The organism is Pseudomonas sp. BP8 (assembly GCF_017875955.1).
GTDB lineage: Bacteria > Pseudomonadota > Gammaproteobacteria > Pseudomonadales > Pseudomonadaceae > Aquipseudomonas.
Genome location: NZ_JAGINK010000001.1, coordinates 3,172,830 through 3,191,641 on the forward strand (window position 1 = coordinate 3,172,830; position 18,812 = coordinate 3,191,641).

12 protein-coding genes are annotated in these 18,812 nt (G+C 62.1%); 8 read left to right on the top strand and 4 right to left on the bottom strand.

What is annotated here, in order from left to right:
• Positions 1-130 precede the first annotated feature (130 nt).
• Both J3B00_RS13880 and J3B00_RS13885 read right to left on the bottom strand, forming a co-directional pair.
• On the bottom strand, positions 131-1,327 hold the full coding sequence (locus J3B00_RS13880) for an MFS transporter (protein WP_209868050.1): 1,197 nt from the start codon (positions 1,325-1,327) through the stop codon (positions 131-133).
• A 131-nt stretch (positions 1,328-1,458) separates the two neighbouring features.
• Positions 1,459-2,508: an NAD(P)-dependent alcohol dehydrogenase gene (locus tag J3B00_RS13885; protein WP_209868051.1), complete on the bottom strand. Its 1,050-nt coding sequence runs from the start codon at positions 2,506-2,508 to the stop codon at positions 1,459-1,461.
• Between the two features lie 159 nt (positions 2,509-2,667).
• Between J3B00_RS13885 and J3B00_RS13890 the strand changes: the two genes are divergently transcribed.
• From J3B00_RS13890 to J3B00_RS13910, 5 genes are all read left to right on the top strand, one after another.
• A complete protein-coding gene (locus J3B00_RS13890; RefSeq protein WP_209868052.1) occupies positions 2,668-3,600 on the top strand; it encodes an AraC family transcriptional regulator in 933 nt (310 codons plus the stop codon).
• A gap of 88 nt (positions 3,601-3,688) precedes the next feature.
• Positions 3,689-4,147, top strand: a complete 459-nt coding sequence (locus J3B00_RS13895) for a (2Fe-2S)-binding protein (protein ID WP_209868053.1) — start codon at positions 3,689-3,691, stop codon at positions 4,145-4,147.
• Complete coding sequence (locus J3B00_RS13900) at positions 4,147-6,396, top strand: molybdopterin cofactor-binding domain-containing protein (protein WP_209868054.1); 2,250 nt, start codon at positions 4,147-4,149, stop codon at positions 6,394-6,396. The genes J3B00_RS13895 and J3B00_RS13900 overlap by 1 nt, the downstream gene beginning before the upstream one ends.
• Positions 6,397-6,413: 17 nt before the next feature.
• Positions 6,414-7,766: a cytochrome c gene (locus tag J3B00_RS13905; protein ID WP_209868055.1), complete on the top strand. Its 1,353-nt coding sequence runs from the start codon at positions 6,414-6,416 to the stop codon at positions 7,764-7,766.
• Between the two features lie 11 nt (positions 7,767-7,777).
• A complete protein-coding gene (locus tag J3B00_RS13910) occupies positions 7,778-8,788 on the top strand; it encodes an XdhC family protein (RefSeq protein ID WP_209868056.1) in 1,011 nt (336 codons plus the stop codon).
• On the opposite strand, the gene J3B00_RS13915 is transcribed toward J3B00_RS13910, so the two are convergent.
• Positions 8,781-10,295: a Fic family protein gene (locus J3B00_RS13915; RefSeq protein WP_209874866.1), complete on the bottom strand. Its 1,515-nt coding sequence runs from the start codon at positions 10,293-10,295 to the stop codon at positions 8,781-8,783. The two genes, J3B00_RS13910 and J3B00_RS13915, sit on opposite strands and share 8 nt — an antisense overlap.
• Positions 10,296-10,608: 313 nt before the next feature.
• Here J3B00_RS13915 and J3B00_RS13920 point away from each other — a divergent pair, with 313 nt between their 5' ends.
• From J3B00_RS13920 to J3B00_RS13930, 3 genes are all read left to right on the top strand, one after another.
• A complete protein-coding gene (locus J3B00_RS13920; protein ID WP_209868057.1) occupies positions 10,609-11,325 on the top strand; it encodes a hypothetical protein in 717 nt (238 codons plus the stop codon).
• Positions 11,326-11,564: 239 nt separating this feature from the next.
• On the top strand, positions 11,565-12,635 hold the full coding sequence (locus J3B00_RS13925) for an aldo/keto reductase (protein ID WP_209868058.1): 1,071 nt from the start codon (positions 11,565-11,567) through the stop codon (positions 12,633-12,635).
• Positions 12,636-12,803: 168 nt separating this feature from the next.
• Positions 12,804-17,591: an ATP-dependent helicase gene (locus tag J3B00_RS13930; RefSeq protein WP_209868059.1), complete on the top strand. Its 4,788-nt coding sequence runs from the start codon at positions 12,804-12,806 to the stop codon at positions 17,589-17,591.
• A 191-nt stretch (positions 17,592-17,782) separates the two neighbouring features.
• Here the strand turns inward: J3B00_RS13930 and J3B00_RS13935 are convergent, their stop codons facing one another.
• On the bottom strand, positions 17,783-18,751 hold the full coding sequence (locus tag J3B00_RS13935) for an AraC family transcriptional regulator (RefSeq protein ID WP_209868060.1): 969 nt from the start codon (positions 18,749-18,751) through the stop codon (positions 17,783-17,785).
• Positions 18,752-18,812: the final 61 nt, after the last annotated feature.

Sequence of the window (18,812 nt, forward strand, 5' to 3'; positions counted from 1 at the left end):
GCCTCCAATCCTGTAGGAGCGGGCTTGCCCCGCGAAGAGGCCGGCTCAGCCACCGCGGTGTAGGGCACCGGCTTTGCCGGTGTTCGCGGGGCAAGCCCGCTCCTACAGGGGGCCGCGCTCGTTGATCTGGTCAGGCGGTCGCGTTCGACTCGGGCAGGTGAACTTCAGTCGCACTGCGGCCGGCCAGCCACGCGAGTACAGACGCCGCGACCAATACCGTTGCGCTTAACTCGAATGTGGCTTTGTAACCGCTCAGATCAAATGCCAGGCCGCCAATGATGGCCCCACTGGCGATCGCCAGTTGCACGATGGCCACGAGCAAGCCTCCACCGGCTTCAGCATCATCGGGAAGCGTTCGCGCCATCCAGGTCCACCAGCCAACGGGAGCAGCAGTAGCAACAAGCCCCCACAGACCGAGCAGCACTGCGGTCAACAACGGCGAGGCGCCGAAGCTCACTAGCGCCAGCGCAATGACCGCCATGATCAGCGGGATGACCGTCAGCGTGCGGTAGAGGCCCTGGCCAATGAATTTCTCGATCAGAAAGGTCCCGAGAAAACCGGCAAGCCCCAGGCCCAGGAGCATCAAGGACAATGTTGAAACGCTGACGCCGGTGACGCCCTCAAGAAATGGCCGCAGGTAGGTGAACAGCATGAACTGCCCCATGAAAAATACGCTGACGGCTACCATGCCCAAGGCTACCGGCCACTGCTTCATCAGCCGCAGGGGGCTAGCGTTTCCTGCCTGGCGCTCGCCCTTGAACGACGGAAGGCTTATCAGCAGCCACACAGCCGCGATCGCTGCAACAGGAACGACACAGAAAAATGCGCCGCGCCAGCCTATCAGCGAGCCCAGGAAGCTGCCGGCTGGCGCGGCGATGACCGTCGCCAGCGCGTTACCGCCATTGACGATGGCCAGCGCCCGCGGAACCTGATCATGCGCCACCAGACGCATTGCGGTTGCCGCCGACAATGACCAGAAACCGCCAATAGCGATACCAATCAAGGCACGTCCAATCATGAACGAGGGGTAACCCGGCGCGAGGGCGACAACGGTACCCGAGACGATCATCAGCAAGGTCAGGCACAGCAGCAGTTTCTTGCGCTCAACGCGGGATGCAATCGCCGCAATGACCAGGCTGGTGAGCAGTGCGAATGCACCGGACACGGAAATGCCCTGGCCTGCCTGGCCTTCAGTGATGTGCAGTTCTGCCGCAATGGGGGTCAGCAGACTGACGGGCATGAATTCTGAAGCGACCAGAGCGAATGCGGCCAACGACATGGCCAGCACGGCGCTCCAGCCGCTTTTTTCTGTAGAGCGAGAAGTCATTGGAACTACCTGTGGGGCGAGAAGCGTAGGGGTGCTGCGTGCCGACAAACCTGGCATGCGCCGATCGTTTCGGTTTCTGCGAGGCGCCGACATCGGTGCACGTCCGGGCGCTTGCCCGGACGTGTCATGGTTCACTCTGCCAACGTGGCGTTGTCGATTACGAAACGGTACTTGACGTCACCTTTGAGCATCCGCTCGTAGGCTTGGTTGATGTGTTCCGCACGGATCAGTTCGATGTCCGAAACGATGCCGTGCTCGGCACAGAAGTCGAGCATCTCCTGGGTCTGCGGGATGCCGCCGATCATCGAACCGGCCAGGGTGCGTCGCTTCATGATCAGATTGAACACGTTGGGCGAGGGATGCGGCGAGGCCGGTGCGCCCACCAGCGTCATCGCGCCATCGCGCTTGAGCAGAACCAACAAGGCATCCAGATCATGGGGAGCGGCGACAGTGTTGAGGATCAAGTCGAAGCTTTTCAGGTGCGCAGCCATTTGCTGCGGATCGGTTGAGACCACTACCTCATCAGCACCAAGGCTTTTGGCGGCCTCACGCTTGGATTCGGAAGTGGTGAACGCCACCACATGTGCGCCCAGCGCATGGGCCAGTTTGATGCCCATGTGACCCAGGCCACCGATGCCCACCACGCCGACTTTCTTGCCAGGGCCCGCGTTCCAGTGACGCAGCGGCGACCAGGTAGTGATGCCCGCGCACAGCAGGGGCGCAACGGCAGCCAACTGTGCCTCAGGGTGGCGAATACGCAGGGCGTAGCGTTGATGCACAACGATTGCTTGCGAGTAGCCACCGAGGGTCCAGCCGGGGGCATCCGGCGTCGGGAAGTTGTAGGTGCCGATCATGCCATCGCAGTAGTTCTCAAGGCCTTCAGCACATTCTTCGCAGTGCTTGCAGCTGTCGACGATGCAGCCCACGCCGACCAGGTCACCCGGCGCGAAGCCGGTGACCTTCGCGCCTACAGCGGCGACACGGCCGACAATCTCGTGGCCGGGCACACACGGAAATTGCGTACCCTCCCATTCGCCGCGCACCTGGTGCAGATCCGAGTGGCAGATCCCGCAATAGGCAATGTCGATCAGCACATCTTCCTGGCCGGGATCACGACGAGAAATGCGCAGGGGTTCTAACGGTTTATCGCCCGCATGGGCGCCATAAGCGTAGATTTGCATAGCACTCTCCTGTAACAGTTCGACACATTCTCCCGGTCAGTTCGCCGTAGCCCTAGTGCATTCCGCTTGAATACTTGCCTAATCCTATGAAGTTGGAGGAGGGTGGATAGGAAATGCTTCACCAGCGGATTAGAGTTCGGTCAACAGGAGCGACCCGACATGATCCATGCCCCCTTGCGCCATGACTCGCCTTTGGCGTTGAACATCGACCCGCGCGTGCACGTGACGGGGGACTTCGCGACCGCCATCCCCGGCCTGTCGTTGTTCCGTCGCGACCAGCCGGCGCCCCCTGCCGTATGCATGATCGAGCCGAGCCTGATTCTGGTTGGGCGTGGTGAAAAACGCTTGTGGGTGGGGGGCGAGGGCTACAGCTATGACCCGTCGCGGTTTCTGCTCACCTCGCTGGATCTGCCAGCCAACTCCGAAGTAATGCTCGCCAGCCCCGAACAGCCCTGTGTCGGGCTGGTGCTGAAGCTGGATGTGAGCATGCTCGCCGAGCTCATCAACCAGAGTGGCTTGCCTGCCAAGCGTCATCAAGCGGCCGGTACCGGTGTTGGTATTGGCACGCTGTCGTCCGCCCTGGAAAGCGCGGTCGATCGCCTGCTGGCATTGCTCGATGAACCTGAGGCGATCCCGGTGCTGGCACCGCTGATGCTGCGCGAAGTCCATTATCGGCTGCTCCATACCGATCAAGGCGCCCGGCTGCGGCAGATCACTGCGGTAGACGGCCAGGGTTATCGGATCGCCAAAGCCATTGACTGGCTCAAGGTCAACTACACGGTTGCGCTGCGTATCGACGAACTGGCGGCACGGGTGCAGATGAGCGCGCCGACTTTTCACCATCATTTTCGCCAGCTCACCGGCATGAGCCCGCTGCAATACCAGAAGTGGCTTCGATTGAACGAGGCCCGTCGGCTAATGTTGATCGAGCGCCTGGATGTCTCGCGAGCAGCGTTTGCGGTCGGCTATGAAAGCCCCTCGCAGTTCAGCCGCGAGTACGGCCGCCTGTTCGGTACCGCGCCGCGTCGGGACATTGCCCTGCTGCGGGGCCAGCCAGTCGAGGCCGAAGGCTTGGCCAACGCTCTGAATTGAGCAGAACACACGCTTTACCGGTGATGCCCCTCGCTGCGTATCACTGTTCATAACAATGCACATCAACCGATGATCTAGCGGGTGAGCCATGGAACTACGAATCAACCAGAAGACCTATCAGGTCGATGCCGATGCCGATACGCCCTTGCTGTGGGTGATCCGCGATGATCTGGGCATGACCGGCACCAAGTACGGCTGTGGACTGGCGCAGTGCGGTGCCTGCTCGGTGCTGGTAGACGGCAATGTGGTGCGCGCATGCGTCACCCCGGTCGCCGGTGTGGTCGGCAGGGAAATCACCACCATCGAAGCCATCGAGACTGATGATGTGGGCAAACGGGTGGTCGCAGCCTGGGTCGATCTGCAGGTTGCCCAGTGCGGCTACTGCCAGTCTGGTCAGGTCATGGCCGCCACGGCGCTGCTCAAACACAACCCCAAACCGAGTGATGCGCAGATCGAGGCCGCGATGGTCAACCTGTGTCGCTGCGGCACTTACAACGCCATTCACGCTGCCGTGCATGAGCTTGCTGCCGGCAAAGGGGAAGCTTGATGAACGTACGTATCGATCCAGCCTTGCAGCCCTTATCGCTTGCGTTGACTGACCCGGTGAACCTGTCTCGTCGCCGTTTTCTCACCGGTACCGCCGTCGGTGCACTGGTGCTCGGTTTCGGTCTGCCGCTGGGGGCGACCCGTGTGCAGGCCGCGGCGGCAACGACTGCCGAACGCGGCACGCAGGTTCCGGCGTTTCTGGAAATCCGTCCAGACAACAGCGTCCGGCTGTTGTGCCCGTTCATGGAAGGCGGGCAGGGCACGTTTACCGCGATGGCGCAGATCGTCGGTGAAGAACTGGACGCCGACCCGGCGACCTTCGTGGTCGAAGCCGCGCCGCCTGGCGAGGCCTATGTGGTCATGGACAACGGCATGCGCATCACCGGTGGCAGCATGTCGGTGCGCATGAGCTACCCGGTCATGCGCCGCCTCGGTGCACTGGCCCGTGCCATGCTGCTGCAGGCGGGCGCAGAGAGGCTGGGGGTGGCGGTGAGCGAATTGACCACCGAACCTGGCAAGGTGGTGCATGCTGCCTCGGGCCGCTCATTGGCCTACGGTGAACTGGCTGAACTTGCGCTGGACCTGCCGGTGCCCGATCCGGCCACCGTGCAACTGCGTGATCCGAGCCAGTTCCGCTGGATCGGCAAGCCGGTAAAGCGCGTCGATGCCTATGACAAGTCCACCGGCAAGGCGCTCTACTGCATTGATCTGAAGGTCGACGGCATGCTCCACGCGGCCGTTCAGCATGCCCCTCGCTTGGGTATGACGGTAGGTAACCTGCGCAACGAAGACCAGGTCAAGGCCATGAAAGGGGTGCACTCGGTGCATCGTCTGCCGGGCGCCGTGGCAGTGGTCGCGGAGCGCTGGTGGCACGCGAAACGTGCGGTAGAGGCGATTCAGGTCGACTGGCGCGAGCCTGCGCTCGACAGCGAAGTGCGGCCAATGCCCGCAGACTTCTCCAGCGATGCGCACTTCACCCGACTGGCAGCCGAAAAAGGCCCCGCCCGTGACGATGAACATGAGGGCGACGTTGCCGCCAGCCTGGCCAACGCCAAGACCCGGGTCGACGCCACCTACCACAACCAGTACCTGAACCACGCTCAACTTGAGCCGCCGTCAGCGCTGGCGCGCTTCAACCCGGACGGCTCGCTTGAGGTCTGGCTGCCCAATCAGGCACCGGACATGTTTCGCGCCGATATTGCCAAACGTACTGGGCTTGAGCTTTCGCAAATCATGCTGCACTCGCCGCTGCTCGGTGGGTTCTTCGGGCGGCATTTCCTCTACGACTCGGCCAGTCCCTACCCGCAGGCGATCGCCTTGGCCAAGGCGGTCGGACGCCCGGTCAAGTTGATCTGGAGTCGCGAAGAGGAGTTTTTGCGTGATGTGCTGCGCCCTGTCGCTGCGGTCAATTTCCGCGGCGCGCTGGATAATGACGGCTGGCCGCTGGCAATCGAGGCGATCAGTGCCACCGAAGGCCCTACTGAGGCCATTGCCGGCAAGCAGGGTGAAAAGCTCGACCCCACAGCGCTTGAAGGGTTAACCGGCAAGTCCTACGCCATCCCTCACAAACGGATCGCTCAGATCTACGTCAAAGGCCCGGCCATGCTGGGTTACTGGCGGTCGGTGGGCAATTCGCTCAACGATTTCTTCTACGAATCGTTCCTGGATGAGCTGGCCGACAAGGGCGGCAAGGATCCGTTCGAGCTGCGCCTGCATATGCTGCGTGACAACAAGCGCCTGACCACATTGCTGCAGGCGGTGGGTGACTTGTCGGGAGGCTGGAAACGCGGACCATTTACCGCTGAAGACGGTACAAAACGTGCGCGTGGGGTTGCGATGGCTTCGCCGTTCGGGACCGAAACAGCCGTGATCGCCGAGGTATCGATCGAGAACGGGCAGGTCAAGGTCCACGACATCTGGCAGGCAATCGATCCCGGCAGCATCGTCAACCCGGCGATCGTCGACGCTCAGGTCAACGGCGCAGTGGCGCTGGGGCTGTCGCAGACCCTGGTGGAGGAGGCGGTGTGGCTGGAGGGTAAACCGCGCGCGCGCAACTACGACTTGTACCCGATTCTGCCGCCGGCGCGGATGGCGCGGGTACATGTGCGGGTCATTGAGAGTGGGGAAAAAATGGGTGGCATCGGCGAACCGCCGCTGCCTGCGGTTGCGCCTGCGGTAGCCAATGCGGTGGCAGCGTTGACCGGTCAGCGGGTTCGCAGCCTGCCCATGAGCCGACATACCTTCAATTGATCAGCACCGGAGCGCCAATGAACAACAGCCGATTCGCAAGAGCCGCTGGCTGGCTGGCCGTGCCGTGCCTGGTCGCGGCGGGCCTGCTGGCCTGGTATGTCACTCGCGAGCCTGTCTCGCGTCTTGAAAACGATCAGGTCAGCGTGGCCGACATTGACCCGGCGCTGGTTGGCCGTGGCGAATATGTCGCCAGGCTCAGCGACTGCGTAGCCTGTCACAGCGTGCCGGGCGGTGCGCCGTTTGCTGGCGGCCTGGAAATGGCCACGCCGCTGGGGGCGATTCATGCCACCAACATCACGCCTGACCCTGAAACCGGTATTGGCCGTTACAGCCTGGCGGATTTCGACCGCGCGGTGCGCCACGGTGTGGCACCCGACAGTCGCCGTCTCTACCCGGCCATGCCCTATCCCTCGTACACCAAGCTCAGTGATGACGACGTGCGCGCGCTGTATGCGTTCTTCATGAAAGGCGTAGCGCCGGTCAAACAGGCCAATATCCAAAGTTCAATTCCCTGGCCACTGAACCTGCGCTGGCCGATTGCACTGTGGAATGGCGTATTTGTCGACGCAGGTCCCTATGCGGCCAAGGCCAGCCAGGACCAGCTGTGGAACCGCGGCGCTTATCTTGTTCAGGGCCCCGGTCACTGTGGCAGTTGCCACACGCCGCGCGGCCTGGCCTTCAACGAGAAGGCCCTGGATGAATCCGCCAAGCCGTTTCTCGCCGGCGCCTTGCTCGATGGCTGGTACGCGCCGAGCCTGCGTGATGATCACAACACCGGGCTGGGCCGATGGAGCGAGCCGCAGATCGTGCAGTTCCTCAAGACTGGCCGTAACAGCCACGCAGTGGTCTACGGCTCGATGACCGAGGCATTCAACAACTCCACGCAGTTCATGAGCGATGATGATCTGGCAGCGATTGCCCGTTATCTCAAGTCGTTGCCTGGCGACCGCCAGCGCGATGGCGAGCCATGGCAGTATCAACAGGCTTCGGCTGCGACCCGCCTGGACACGCCGGGGGCGCACACCTACGTGGCCCACTGCGCCTCGTGCCACGGCCTGGACGGCAAGGGCCAACCCGACTGGATGCCGCCGCTGGCAGGTGCCACTTCCGCATTGGCCAGCGAGAGCGCCTCGGCAATCAATATCACCCTCAACGGCTCGCAGCGGATCGTCGCCGCCGGTGTGCCGGACGCCTACCGGATGCCCGCCTTCCGTGAGCAGTTGTCCGATCAGCAGATCGCCGAGGTGCTGACATTCGTGCGCGACTCTTGGGGTAATCACGGCAGTGCCGTCCAGGCGCAGGCGGTCAGCAAGCTGCGTGAGCACACTGATCCGGCCAGCAGCAGCCCGATCATCCTGCACATGCGTTAGAGGAGAGGCTGATGGAGAGTATCGACTTGCTGGTCCTGCGCACCGCGCGGGACTGGCTCGCCGCCGGAGAGCGTGTGCTGCTCGCCACCGTGGCGCGCACCTGGGGTTCTTCACCGCGTCCGGTGGGGTCGATGATGGCCTTGCGTAACGACGGTCGGGTGGTGGGCAGCGTGTCCGGAGGCTGCATCGAAGATGACCTGATCCATCGCTACACCACCGCCCATGGCGGCAGCGGGCTGAAAGACAGCGCTCCGCAAGTGGTGCGTTATGGTGTCAGCGCCGACGAAGCCCACCGCTTCGGCTTGCCATGTGGCGGTACGCTTGAGCTGATTCTGGAGTTCAGTCCTTCTTGGCAGTCGCTCGATGAACTGCTGGCGCAGCTGGACACAGGCCAGTTGGTGCGTCGTCGTCTGGTTCTGCACGCCAATCAGGTCTCACTCGAACCCACCGCGACACCGGAGCAATTCAGCTTCGACGGCGAGCAAATGCTCAATACCCTTGGGCCTGGGTACCGAATGCTGATGATCGGTGCCGGCGCGCTGGCCGAGTATCTGGCCACCATGGCGTTGTTCAATGGCTTCAAGGTTGCGGTTTGCGATCCACGTCCGGAGTACATCGAGACGTGGGCGGTAGACGGCGTGGAGCGCATCGTGGGTATGCCCGATGATGTGGTCCGAGCCTTCGCGGTCGATCTGCGCACCTGCGTCGTCGCCTTGAGCCATGATCCCAAGCTCGACGATCTGGCCCTGCTCGAAGCCCTGCATAGCCCGGCGTTTTACATCGGCGCCATCGGCTCGCGGCGCAATAGCCAGCTGCGCCGCGAGCGCCTGATCGAGCATTTTGGTGAAACCCAAGCATCGCTCGAACGTTTGCACGGGCCGATCGGCATCTACATCGGCAGCAAGACGCCGGCGGAGATCGCCGTCAGCGTCATGGCCGAGATCCTTGCCGCGAAGAATGGGGCCAGGCTGCCGAGTGAATACTCCATTGCCAGTTCCAAGGCGCAAGAAGAGATCATTTGAAATCGGGGCCGGCTTGGGTGCGCTGGGCTGCTCGCTGGGCGGTAAGCACCTGCTGCGCCGTCAGCTCGATGAAGTCGAACACCACCTCGGGTACCCTGTACAGATATTGCTTACGCCGATTGTTGGACACGGTTCCACCATTGCTCAGGCACATCATGACCAAGTTTGCGAGATCGCTGCCGCGTACATCGAATCGCTCATCCACGGCCCTGTACACGGCGTCATAGTTCTCCAGAAAGGCAGTCTCATCGCGTAATTCGACTTCTAGCGCCCGCTTTGCCATCAAGCAGGTGAATACTACGCAGGCCGTCGCATCCCAGAATCGGTAGATCGCGTCCGCTCCCGTGAACTCGAAGGTAAACTGCTCGTGATCGATCCAGTGCACTCGCCAGGACTCTCGTACTGGTCTGGAGAATCCCTGGAGCGTCTCCAGGTACAGGCGCTCCTCCTGCTTCATGGCAACTGAAACAGGAAGCAGGAGGCCGTTTTCAAGCGCGCCTGAATGGCAGAGAGCCTGGTGGATCAAGAAGCGTGACAAGCGTCCATTTCCGTCCATGAACGGGTGGAGGAACACGAACCCAAATGAAATGATGCTTGCGGCTACAAGCGGGTCGATTTGAGTAGGGCCTTCATTGGCGAAGCGCATCAGACTTTCCATCAATTCACGGCACAGGTCCGGGGGCGGGGGGACGTAGGTCACCCCAGCTGCTCCCTGCATGCCATTGCTTAGGTGGTTCTGCTCATGTCGAAATGCCACTGCAAGATCCAGAGGGTTTGCCACAGTGGCGTTTTGCAAGGTAACCAAGTAATCCTCGGTCAGCGGGTATCGCTCATGGGCTTGGCGCAGAAGTTTGATGAAACGGCGGGATTTGTCTTCGGTTGGGGCTTCTTTCTCTATTGCAAATGAGTCCTGGGTCTCGTGCAAGTACGCCCAGTTGATAGCTCGGTCCATCATCAACGGTGGGAGCGAATCGATGAAATGCTTGGCCTTGCCGAGAATGTCATGCTCAAGAAGCGCTGTAAGCTCCGGGGTGCGCTCCACAGTCGCGCAGTAAGTCAGATCTCCGAGCCCGTTGAATTCCAGCCGCCACTTCGAGTTCCGGTCACCCGGGCGAGTAATATACTGCTCAGGATCGAACAGCTGGACGAAGGCGCCGCGTACAGGTGAAGGCTGATCGATTTCTTCACCAGTGAAGGCTTCCCTGAGGTAGCACGCCTTACGGATATAGACGCCATTGGGCAATGCTTTCAGCGCTTGAGAAAAATGATCTGCGGGGATCTGTGGCAGAGCCTGGGCGAGAATTGAGAGGTTGATACCCTCATGCTTCAGCGCAAAAAGCACATTCCCAAGAAGGTCATCCTCTGAGGGCGCCATCCGCTGGGGCACGGCAAGCGTGTTGCCGATTTTCTCAATCCGTGTGACCGGTTGTACGATCGCAGGGCGGTTGAGTGTAACCGCAGCTATTTGAAGCCTATTGAGTAATAGCGCATATCCCGCTTCCCGCATGTACCTTTCCTTCAGTTTGGTCGCGAGCGTTGTGTTTTCTTTGAGTGAGCTCACAAAATCTTCAGATTCAGCGATTATGCCGATTTTTTCTTCATTTTCCATATCGGCACAGGGGGTCAGACTCTCAACTTGCTACGTTTATGCTTGGGATATTTTCTTCAGTTCCCCTCACTATTGCGAAATTTCCTCGACGAGGATGCGAAAATCTTCAGATTTTCAACCAAAGCATTTTTTTTCTTGAGATATGAAGTGCCGTAACTTCGCGCCGCTGATCCTGAGTCCTCACGTCCAGATAGCTCAACCAAGGAAGGTCATGTCGAATTTGAAGTGCGCCAGATCGTTCACGCTATTGCTAGCAGCAGCCACACTGGCTGCTTGCGTGCCCTGGAAACGGGAACGCCCGGCTTATGCGGACCTGTGCCAATCCGAGTTCCAGTTCCAAGTCCCCGGTCCGCAAGGCGAGAAAACCGTCTACCTGGAAGCATACCTCTACGACCATGCCGCGCAGTGGAGCGACCGGCCATTCGCCCAAAGCCTGTACGTTGACTACCCCGGCGAGGGACACGCGCAGCATGAGTTCTATGTACAGCTCATCGCCTACAACAAAAACCGTCAACTGCCCTCGACCAGCGCCAAGGGTGGCGAGCCAGCAATCCCGATCGTCTTCGACAGCCGCCAGGCCTACATCACCTTCGAGGACGGCTCACGCTTGCAGGCGCGCCCCGCGGTGTATCTGGGCATCGACAAAAGCTACGATTTTCCGCTCGTGTACCCATCCTCAGCGCGGCCGTCGCCTTACGACATCAACAGCGATGAAGTGCACCGCAACATCCCCAAGATCACCAACAACAAGCGCTACGGCTCCGCCTATGTGATTTTCCAGACGGACAGGTTCAACGCAAATGCCAAGTGGACCATCCACCTCGGCGCGCTGGAGGTCCAGGGCCAGAAACTGCCCATTCCACCTATCAAGCTCTGCTATCAGCCAGTGAAGAAATGGATCGGTATCGAGCCTTTGATGCGGCCGTGAACTACCCAGCGCGCCGGCAAGGCCGCTCCCAACACAGCGCAAGTCTCTAGGCATGCGCGGACCGCGCCGGCTTGAGGTTTAGGGCTAGACAGTTGCTCTCACGGGTCTTGTGCAAGGCTTAGGGGGCGGCCTTGCCGGACCGTTCGGAAAGGGCTGGGCGTAAAACCCAATCCGATTGAACGTTTCAGCAACCCTTGCCGTCGGTATTTCCAAGTCGTTCGCATTTGGAGGCACTACCCATGAAGTACCGCGCACTCGGCAACACTGGCCTGCTGGTTTCGGAACTGGTGGTCGGCACGGTCCCGTTCGGCGGGCGTGGCGCATTCGAGAAAACCGGCAGCGTGGATGTGGCGCTGGCCCGGCGCATGTTCGATATGGCCTTCGATGCCGGGGTGAACCTGGTCGACACGGCCGACCTCTACTCGCACGGCCTGGCCGAAGAAATCGTCGGCCAAGCGCTGGGGGAGCGGCGCCAGTCGATCATCCTCGCCACCAAGGCGCGCAGCCCGATGGGCGATAACCCCAACGACAGCGGCGCCTCACGCTATCACCTGATTCGCGCCTGCGAGGCCAGCCTCAAGCGCTTGGGCACCGACCATATCGACCTTTACCAGATTCACAACTGGGACGGCATCACGCCCGTGGAGGAGACGCTGTCGGCGCTGGAGCACCTGGTGCAAAGCGGCAAGGTGCGTTATTTCGGCACTTCCAACTACACCGCCTGGCAGATGATGAAAACCCTCGGCAGCGCCCAGCTCAACGGCTGGCAACAGCCAGTTTCCCAGCAGATCTATTACACCCCTGAGGCCCGTGAAGCGGAGTATGAGCTGCTGCCGATGGCGCTTGATCAGGGCATCGCCACGCTGGTGTGGGGGCCGCTGGGGGAGGGGTTATTGACCGGCAAGGTGCGCCGGGGGCAGCAGACGCCTGCCGGCACGCGCCAAGGCAATGACTGGCCCGAACCCTATGTGCACGACAGGGAGCGGGCGTACGACATCATCGAGGCGTTGATCGAAGTAGGGCGGCGGCATGGCTGTTCACCGGCGCGGGTGTGCCTGGCTTGGCTCAAGGACCGGCCTGGAATCACCAGTGTCATCACGGCGGGGCGCACGGCCGAGCAGTTGCACGACAACTTGCAGGCTGTGGAGCTGAGGTTGACGGCGCAAGACCATGAACAGATTGAACAGGTAACCCGGATCGCACCGCAGTATCCCTACTGGCACCGGATTGCGGCGGGTATGGACCGGATCGACTCGGCTGAGGCGCCGTTTATCGAGATGCATCGTGCAACGATGAAACAGCAGAAATAGCCTCGTAGGGTGGGCCGCTGGCTGCTAGGCGTACTCAATGAGCAAGGGTGGTCCAAGCTATCTAGGCCAGCTCGCCTCAGGGGCAACGGTTATGGCGCAGTTTCGCATGCCTTGCGTTACCTGAGCGAAGACGAGGAACATGCGCTCAACAACGCAAGGAATTGATCGATGGCGGTGGTGCTACCCGAAGCGGCCAAGGCCGATTCACTTGAACATTTTGCGCCAGCAACGCGCGCCTGGTTCAGCGAGACGTTCCCCGCGCCCACGGCGGTGCAGGCGGCTGCCTGGGCAGCTATCGGCGCTGGTGAGCATGCACTGGTGATTGCCCCGACCGGTTCGGGCAAGACGCTGGCCGCGTTCATGCAAGCCATCGATCAGCTCATCCGGGAACGCGAAACGCCAATTGAAAGCGCGGCAGCATCGCCCAAACACGCGACGCGTATCCTCTACATATCGCCAATCAAGGCACTGGGCGCAGACGTGCAGCGCAACCTGCGCCTCCCACTCGAGGGCATCTCTGCCCAGCGCAAACGGCGTGACGATCCGCTCGTTGAACTCACCGTCGGCATGCGCACCGGTGACACACCGGCCAAAGAGCGCGCGAGCCTGCTGCGCCGTCCGCCCGACATTCTCATCACGACGCCCGAGTCGCTCTACCTGATGCTCACATCCAAGGCGCGGGAGACGCTGCGTGGCGTTCGCACGGTCATCGTGGACGAGGTGCATGCGGTCGCGGGGGGCAAGCGAGGCTCCCATCTGGCGCTGAGTCTGGAGCGTCTCGATGCATTGCTGCCGGCCCCGGCGCAGCGTGTCGGCCTGTCGGCGACTGTGCGTCCGGTGCAAGGGGTCGCACAGTTCTTGGCGGGGTCGCAGCCGGTCACTGTGGTGAATCCATCGAGCAGCCGTCAGTTCGACCTGCAAATCGTCGTGCCAGTCGAGGACATGACCGATATCTCGGCTCGCAATGGTGCTGCAGCGGGTGGTGATCGCCAAGACCGGGAGGGATCCATCTGGCCCCACGTTGAAGCCAGCATCCTCGAACAGGTGCTGCGCCGGCGTTCGACCATCGTTTTCACCAATTCGCGAGGCCTCGCCGAGAAGCTGACCGCGCGTCTCAATGAGTTATATGCAGAACGCGTGGGTTTAGCTGACGACGCCATCCTGGGGGCAACGTCGGATAATTCAGCTACTACTAGCTATGCGTCATCCGCTGGCGGCACCGATGGACGCTCTGCAGGGGCTGCGGCCTACATCGCCCGATCTCACCATGGCTCCGTCTCCAAAGAACAGCGCGGCGAGATCGAACAGGCGTTGAAGGCCGGCGACCTGCGTTGCGTGGTCGCAACCTCCAGCCTGGAACTGGGCATCGATATGGGCCTGGTCGATCTGGTAATCCAAGTCGCCGCGCCGCCTTCGGTGGCCAGTGCCTTGCAGCGCGTCGGCCGTGCAGGGCACCAAGTTGGGGGGACCTCCGCCGGGTTGATCTACCCGCGCACCCGCCGCGACTTGGTCGACGCCGCCGTCACAATCGACAGCATGCTGGCCGGGCGTATCGAAGCCATTGAGCCGCCACGCAATCCACTTGATGTACTAGCGCAACAGACGGTGGCTGCGGTGGCCATGGAGGCTGTCCAGGTTGATGACTGGTATGCCACCGTGCGCAGAGCGGCACCCTTTCATAGCTTGCCCAGAGGCGCATTCGACGCGGTGGTCGACATGCTCGCCGGGCGCTATCCCTCCGACGATTTCGCCGAGTTCCGCCCGCGGCTGGTATGGAACCGCGAGACAGGGCTTTTGACCGCGCGCCCGGGCTCCAAGCAACTGGCTGTCACCAGTGGCGGCACCATCGCGGACCGGGGCATGTTCAGCGTCATCCTGCCGGAGGGCGAGGAAAGTGCCGGCTCACGGCGGGTCGGCGAGCTCGACGAGGAGATGGTCTATGAATCACGGGTGAACGACGTCATCACCTTGGGCACATCTGCCTGGCGCATCCTGCAGATCACCAACGATCAGGTGGTGGTAACACCGGCCCCGGGGCGTTCGGCCCGGCTTCCATTCTGGCGCGGCGATGGACTGGGGCGCCCGGCCGAACTGGGACACGCCATCGGTGCGTTTTTGTCCTTGCTCGAGCGCAGCATCGAGGGCGATGACGGCCAGCACCTCGGCACTGAGCTGGCGTCGCGGCTTGACGCGGCCGGCCTCGACCGCAACGCAATCAACAACCTGCTCAGCCTGGTCGGCGAACAACGTGAGGCGACCGGTGTGCTGCCCACGGACCGCACCTTGGTCGTCGAGTGCTGCCGAGATGAAACGGGGGACTGGCGCGTTATCCTGCATTCGCCTTATGGGCGGCGGGTCCATGATCCCTGGGCGCTGGCCATTGCCGAACGGATCCGCCAGCGCTGGAAGGTCGATCCTTCGGTTGTCGCCAGCGACGACGGCATCATCGCCCGCATTCCCGATATTTCCGGGCGGGTACCGGGCGTAGAACTGTTCATCTTCGAGCCGCAGGCCTTGCGCAAGATCGTCACCGATGCCGTGGCCGGTTCGGCGCTGTTCGCTGCAAGATTTCGCGAGTGCGCTGCACGTGCGCTGTTGCTGCCGCGACGGATGCCAGGACGCCGCTCCCCGCTGTGGCAGCAACGCTTGCGCGCAGGCCAGCTGCTGCAGATCGCCCAAGGCCACCCGGACTTTCCCATCCTTATCGAAACGGCGCGGGAATGCCTGCAAGATGTCTATGACCTCCCGGCACTGGATGCGCTGATGCAGCGATTGCAAGACGGCAACGTGCAGATCGCGCAGGTCACAACAGAGGTGCCGTCGCCGTTCGCAGCAAGCCTGCTGTTTGGGTACGTGGCGGAGTTCATGTACGAAATGGATGCGCCGCTGGCCGAACGGCGCACATCGGTTCTATCCCTGGACAGTGGACTGCTTGGCGATTTGATCGGCCAGGTCGATATGGGCGAACTGCTCGATCCGGCCATCGTCGATCGCGTCGGGCGTGAACTGCAACGGCTCACACCTAGCCATCAGGCCAAGGGCCTGGAGGGGGCGGCGGACCTCCTGCGCCAGCTCGGGCCACTGACGGCAGAGGGCGTCGCCAGGCGTCTCGGCGACGGCGAGCAGGCCGCGGCATACCTCGCCGGTCTGGAGCGGGAAGGGCGGGCGATCAGGGTGACGATCGCCGCAAGCGAGCAGTGGGCCGCCGTCGAAGATGCAGCCCGGCTGCGCGATGCACTCGGCGTCACGCTGCCGGCCGATCTGCCCAGAGTCTTTCTCGAGAGAACGGCAACACCCCTGAGCGATTTGATCGCGCGGTATGCGCGTAGCCATGTCCCTTTCAGCGCTGAACAAGTGGCAAGCCGATTTGGCCTTGGCGTTGCCGTTGCGGCTGACGCGTTAGAACGCATGCGCGAGCAGGGCAAACTGCTCAAGGGCAACTTTGGTGGAGACCGCCGCATCGAAGTGCAGCCGCTCAACGCCGTCGACGCTGCGTTGACGCGACACGAGTGGGTCAGCGAGGACGTGTTCAAACGCCTGCGGCTACGCTCGCTCGAGGCGGCGCGCGAGGCGACCCTGGCGGTCCCGCAGCAAGCCTATGTGCGCTTGCTGCTGGAGCGCCAATACCTGGTGCCCGAGGCCACCGGGAAAGCCGCTGCTTGCCCGCAAACGGCCGGAGGCAGTTTGAAAGGGATCGACGGCGTGACTCGCGTCATCGAGCAACTGGCGGGCCTGCCACTGCCGGCATCCCTGTGGGAAAGCCAGATCCTTGCTGCACGCGTCCAGGACTACACGCCGGGCATGCTCGATGAACTGATTGCTTCGGGCACGGTAGTCTGGTCCGGGCATGGCCGGCTCGGCGAGGATGACGGGCTGGTGGCACTGCACCTGCAGGAGTTCGCTGGCGAGACACTGTTGCCGTCGCCAGGCACCGAGGCGCTGGCAAAGCTGTCCCCGCTGCAACAGGCAATCCTCGACAGCCTGGTCGGTGGCGGGGCCTACTTCGCGCGGCAGTTCGCTGCGCTGACAGCATCTGGGCAGCAAGGTGCAGCACAGGCGCACGCACCCGCGGATATCCATGCCGCGCTGTGGGATCTCGTCTGGCAGGGTTATGTCACCACCGACACGTGGTCGCCACTGCGCGCCTACTGCGGCGGACGCCCGGCGCGCCGGCCCCGGTCCGTTGCGGTCTCTCGGCGACGTAGGGGGTTTAGCGGCTTGCGATCTGATGAGTCCATGTCCTTGGCTGTGGCTGCGCTGGGAGCTGTCTCGACATTGAACGATCCGACGCTCGCTGGCCGCTGGTCGATGCTGCACCACGAGCCCCTGAATGACACCGCGCGCGCGTTTGCTCTGGTCGAAGCGCTGGTCGATCGGTATGGCGTGGTAACCCGCAGCGCGGCTGTCACCGAGAACATACCGGGCGGCTTCCCCGCCTTGAGCGTGGTGTTTCGTAGCATGGAGGACGCTGGCAAGGTGCTGCGCGGCCGTTTCATTGAAGGACTGGGGGCGGCGCAGTTTGGCGAGCGTGCGAGCATTGATCGGCTTCGGCAACTTGCCAGTCTGTCGGCGGTGGAGCCGATGGCGGTGGCGCTATCGGCTGCAGACCCCGCCAATCCCTTCGGCACCTTCCTGGCCTGGCCAGCCCATCCATCAAGCCTGCGTCCATCGCGCCGGGCCGGGTCAATCGTCGTGCTGGTTGACGGGCGTCTGATGTTCTACCTCGTGCAAGGCGGCCGTCGGCTGCTTTGCTATGGCGATCCAGATACCGAGGGGATGGCCCAGCCGATTGCTGCAGGCTTGACGGCGCTTGCCGTGGCACTGAAGCGTGAAAGGCATGCATCGTTCGTGTTGGAACTGGTGGACGAACAGAGCGCTTCCAGGAGCCCTCTTGGCAGCGCGCTAAGGGCGGTCGGCTTTTCCAGCGCGCCCAAGGGGCTTACCTGGTATGCCTGAGAGGATACGCGGTGGCAACAGTTTGCTCATGGTTGCTAGGTTGAGGAGGCGTACAGTTGGAAGGTGATAACGACTCTTGGAACTGTGCTCGAGTGTGATCGACGGTGTTTTTTGGTAATGGGCCGGCTGCGGTCCAAAGCTTGAGTCGACTGGCGAAATGGGGGGTAGATGACGACTACTTGCGCTCGGTTTCAAGTAACAGCGGTCTGCCTCACCTTGCGACTCAATCCAGGCGTCCTACCCGTAATGCGCTTGAATGCACGACTGAAAGCGGCCTGTGATGTATAGCCCAAACGCTGCGCTACCTCTTCAATCGGTAGCCTTTCGAGTGTCAGCCACTGGCTTGCAAGCCGCATTCGCAGTTCGGTGACATAGCGCAGCGGGGCCATGCCAATCGTCATCTGGAAGCGGTCCGCGAAGACCGAGCGCGAGGTATTGCAGTGCTCTGCCAACTGCGCAACGGTCCAGTCGCGGCCCGGTTGCTGATGGAGTGCAAGCAGTGCACCGGCCAAGCGTGGATCGCGCAAGGCGGCGACCAAGCCAGAAGCATTCCCGCAGGCGCACTCCACCCAGCCGCGAACGACCATGGCAGCCACCACGTCGGCCAAACGCGCGAGGATACCGGCGAAACCGACCCGTGCGGCGCTTACCTCGCGCTCCATGGTCGTCAGGATCGGCATCAGCCCTGGGTAACGCTGGCCGCCCGCATCAATCAGCATCAGGCCCGGCATCAGTTGGCCAAGGCCATGGATACTGCCCAGTTCAAATTCCATACAACCACTGAACAAAATGGTGCTCGGCGTGGGGCCGGCATCGGTTCCGGTATCCACCGCGCTGACGGTATCACCGAGGGGGGCGCCGTCCAGACGGTCGATGTCCTGAACAGGCACGCCAGGGTGGGAAAACAGTTGATGGGCCGCGCCATGGGAGATGAACACGGCGTTGCCGGCAGACAGTGCGTAGGTGGTGCCGTCCTGCATTTGCAGCACCGCAGTGCCGACGGCCATGAAGTGGAACCAGGCGTGCCCAGGTTTTTCCGCGAAACCCAAACCAAAGGTCGGGCCGGCCTGGATACGCCGGTAGTTGACGCCACGTAGGCGCATGCCGCGCAACAACTCGTTGATGAGGTCGGAGGAGAGAGCAAACGGGTCAGCAGACATAGTTCAGGTGTTTTGGTCAAAAAGTGGAGATTTCCGATCATAGATCATCCGGGTTTCGCCG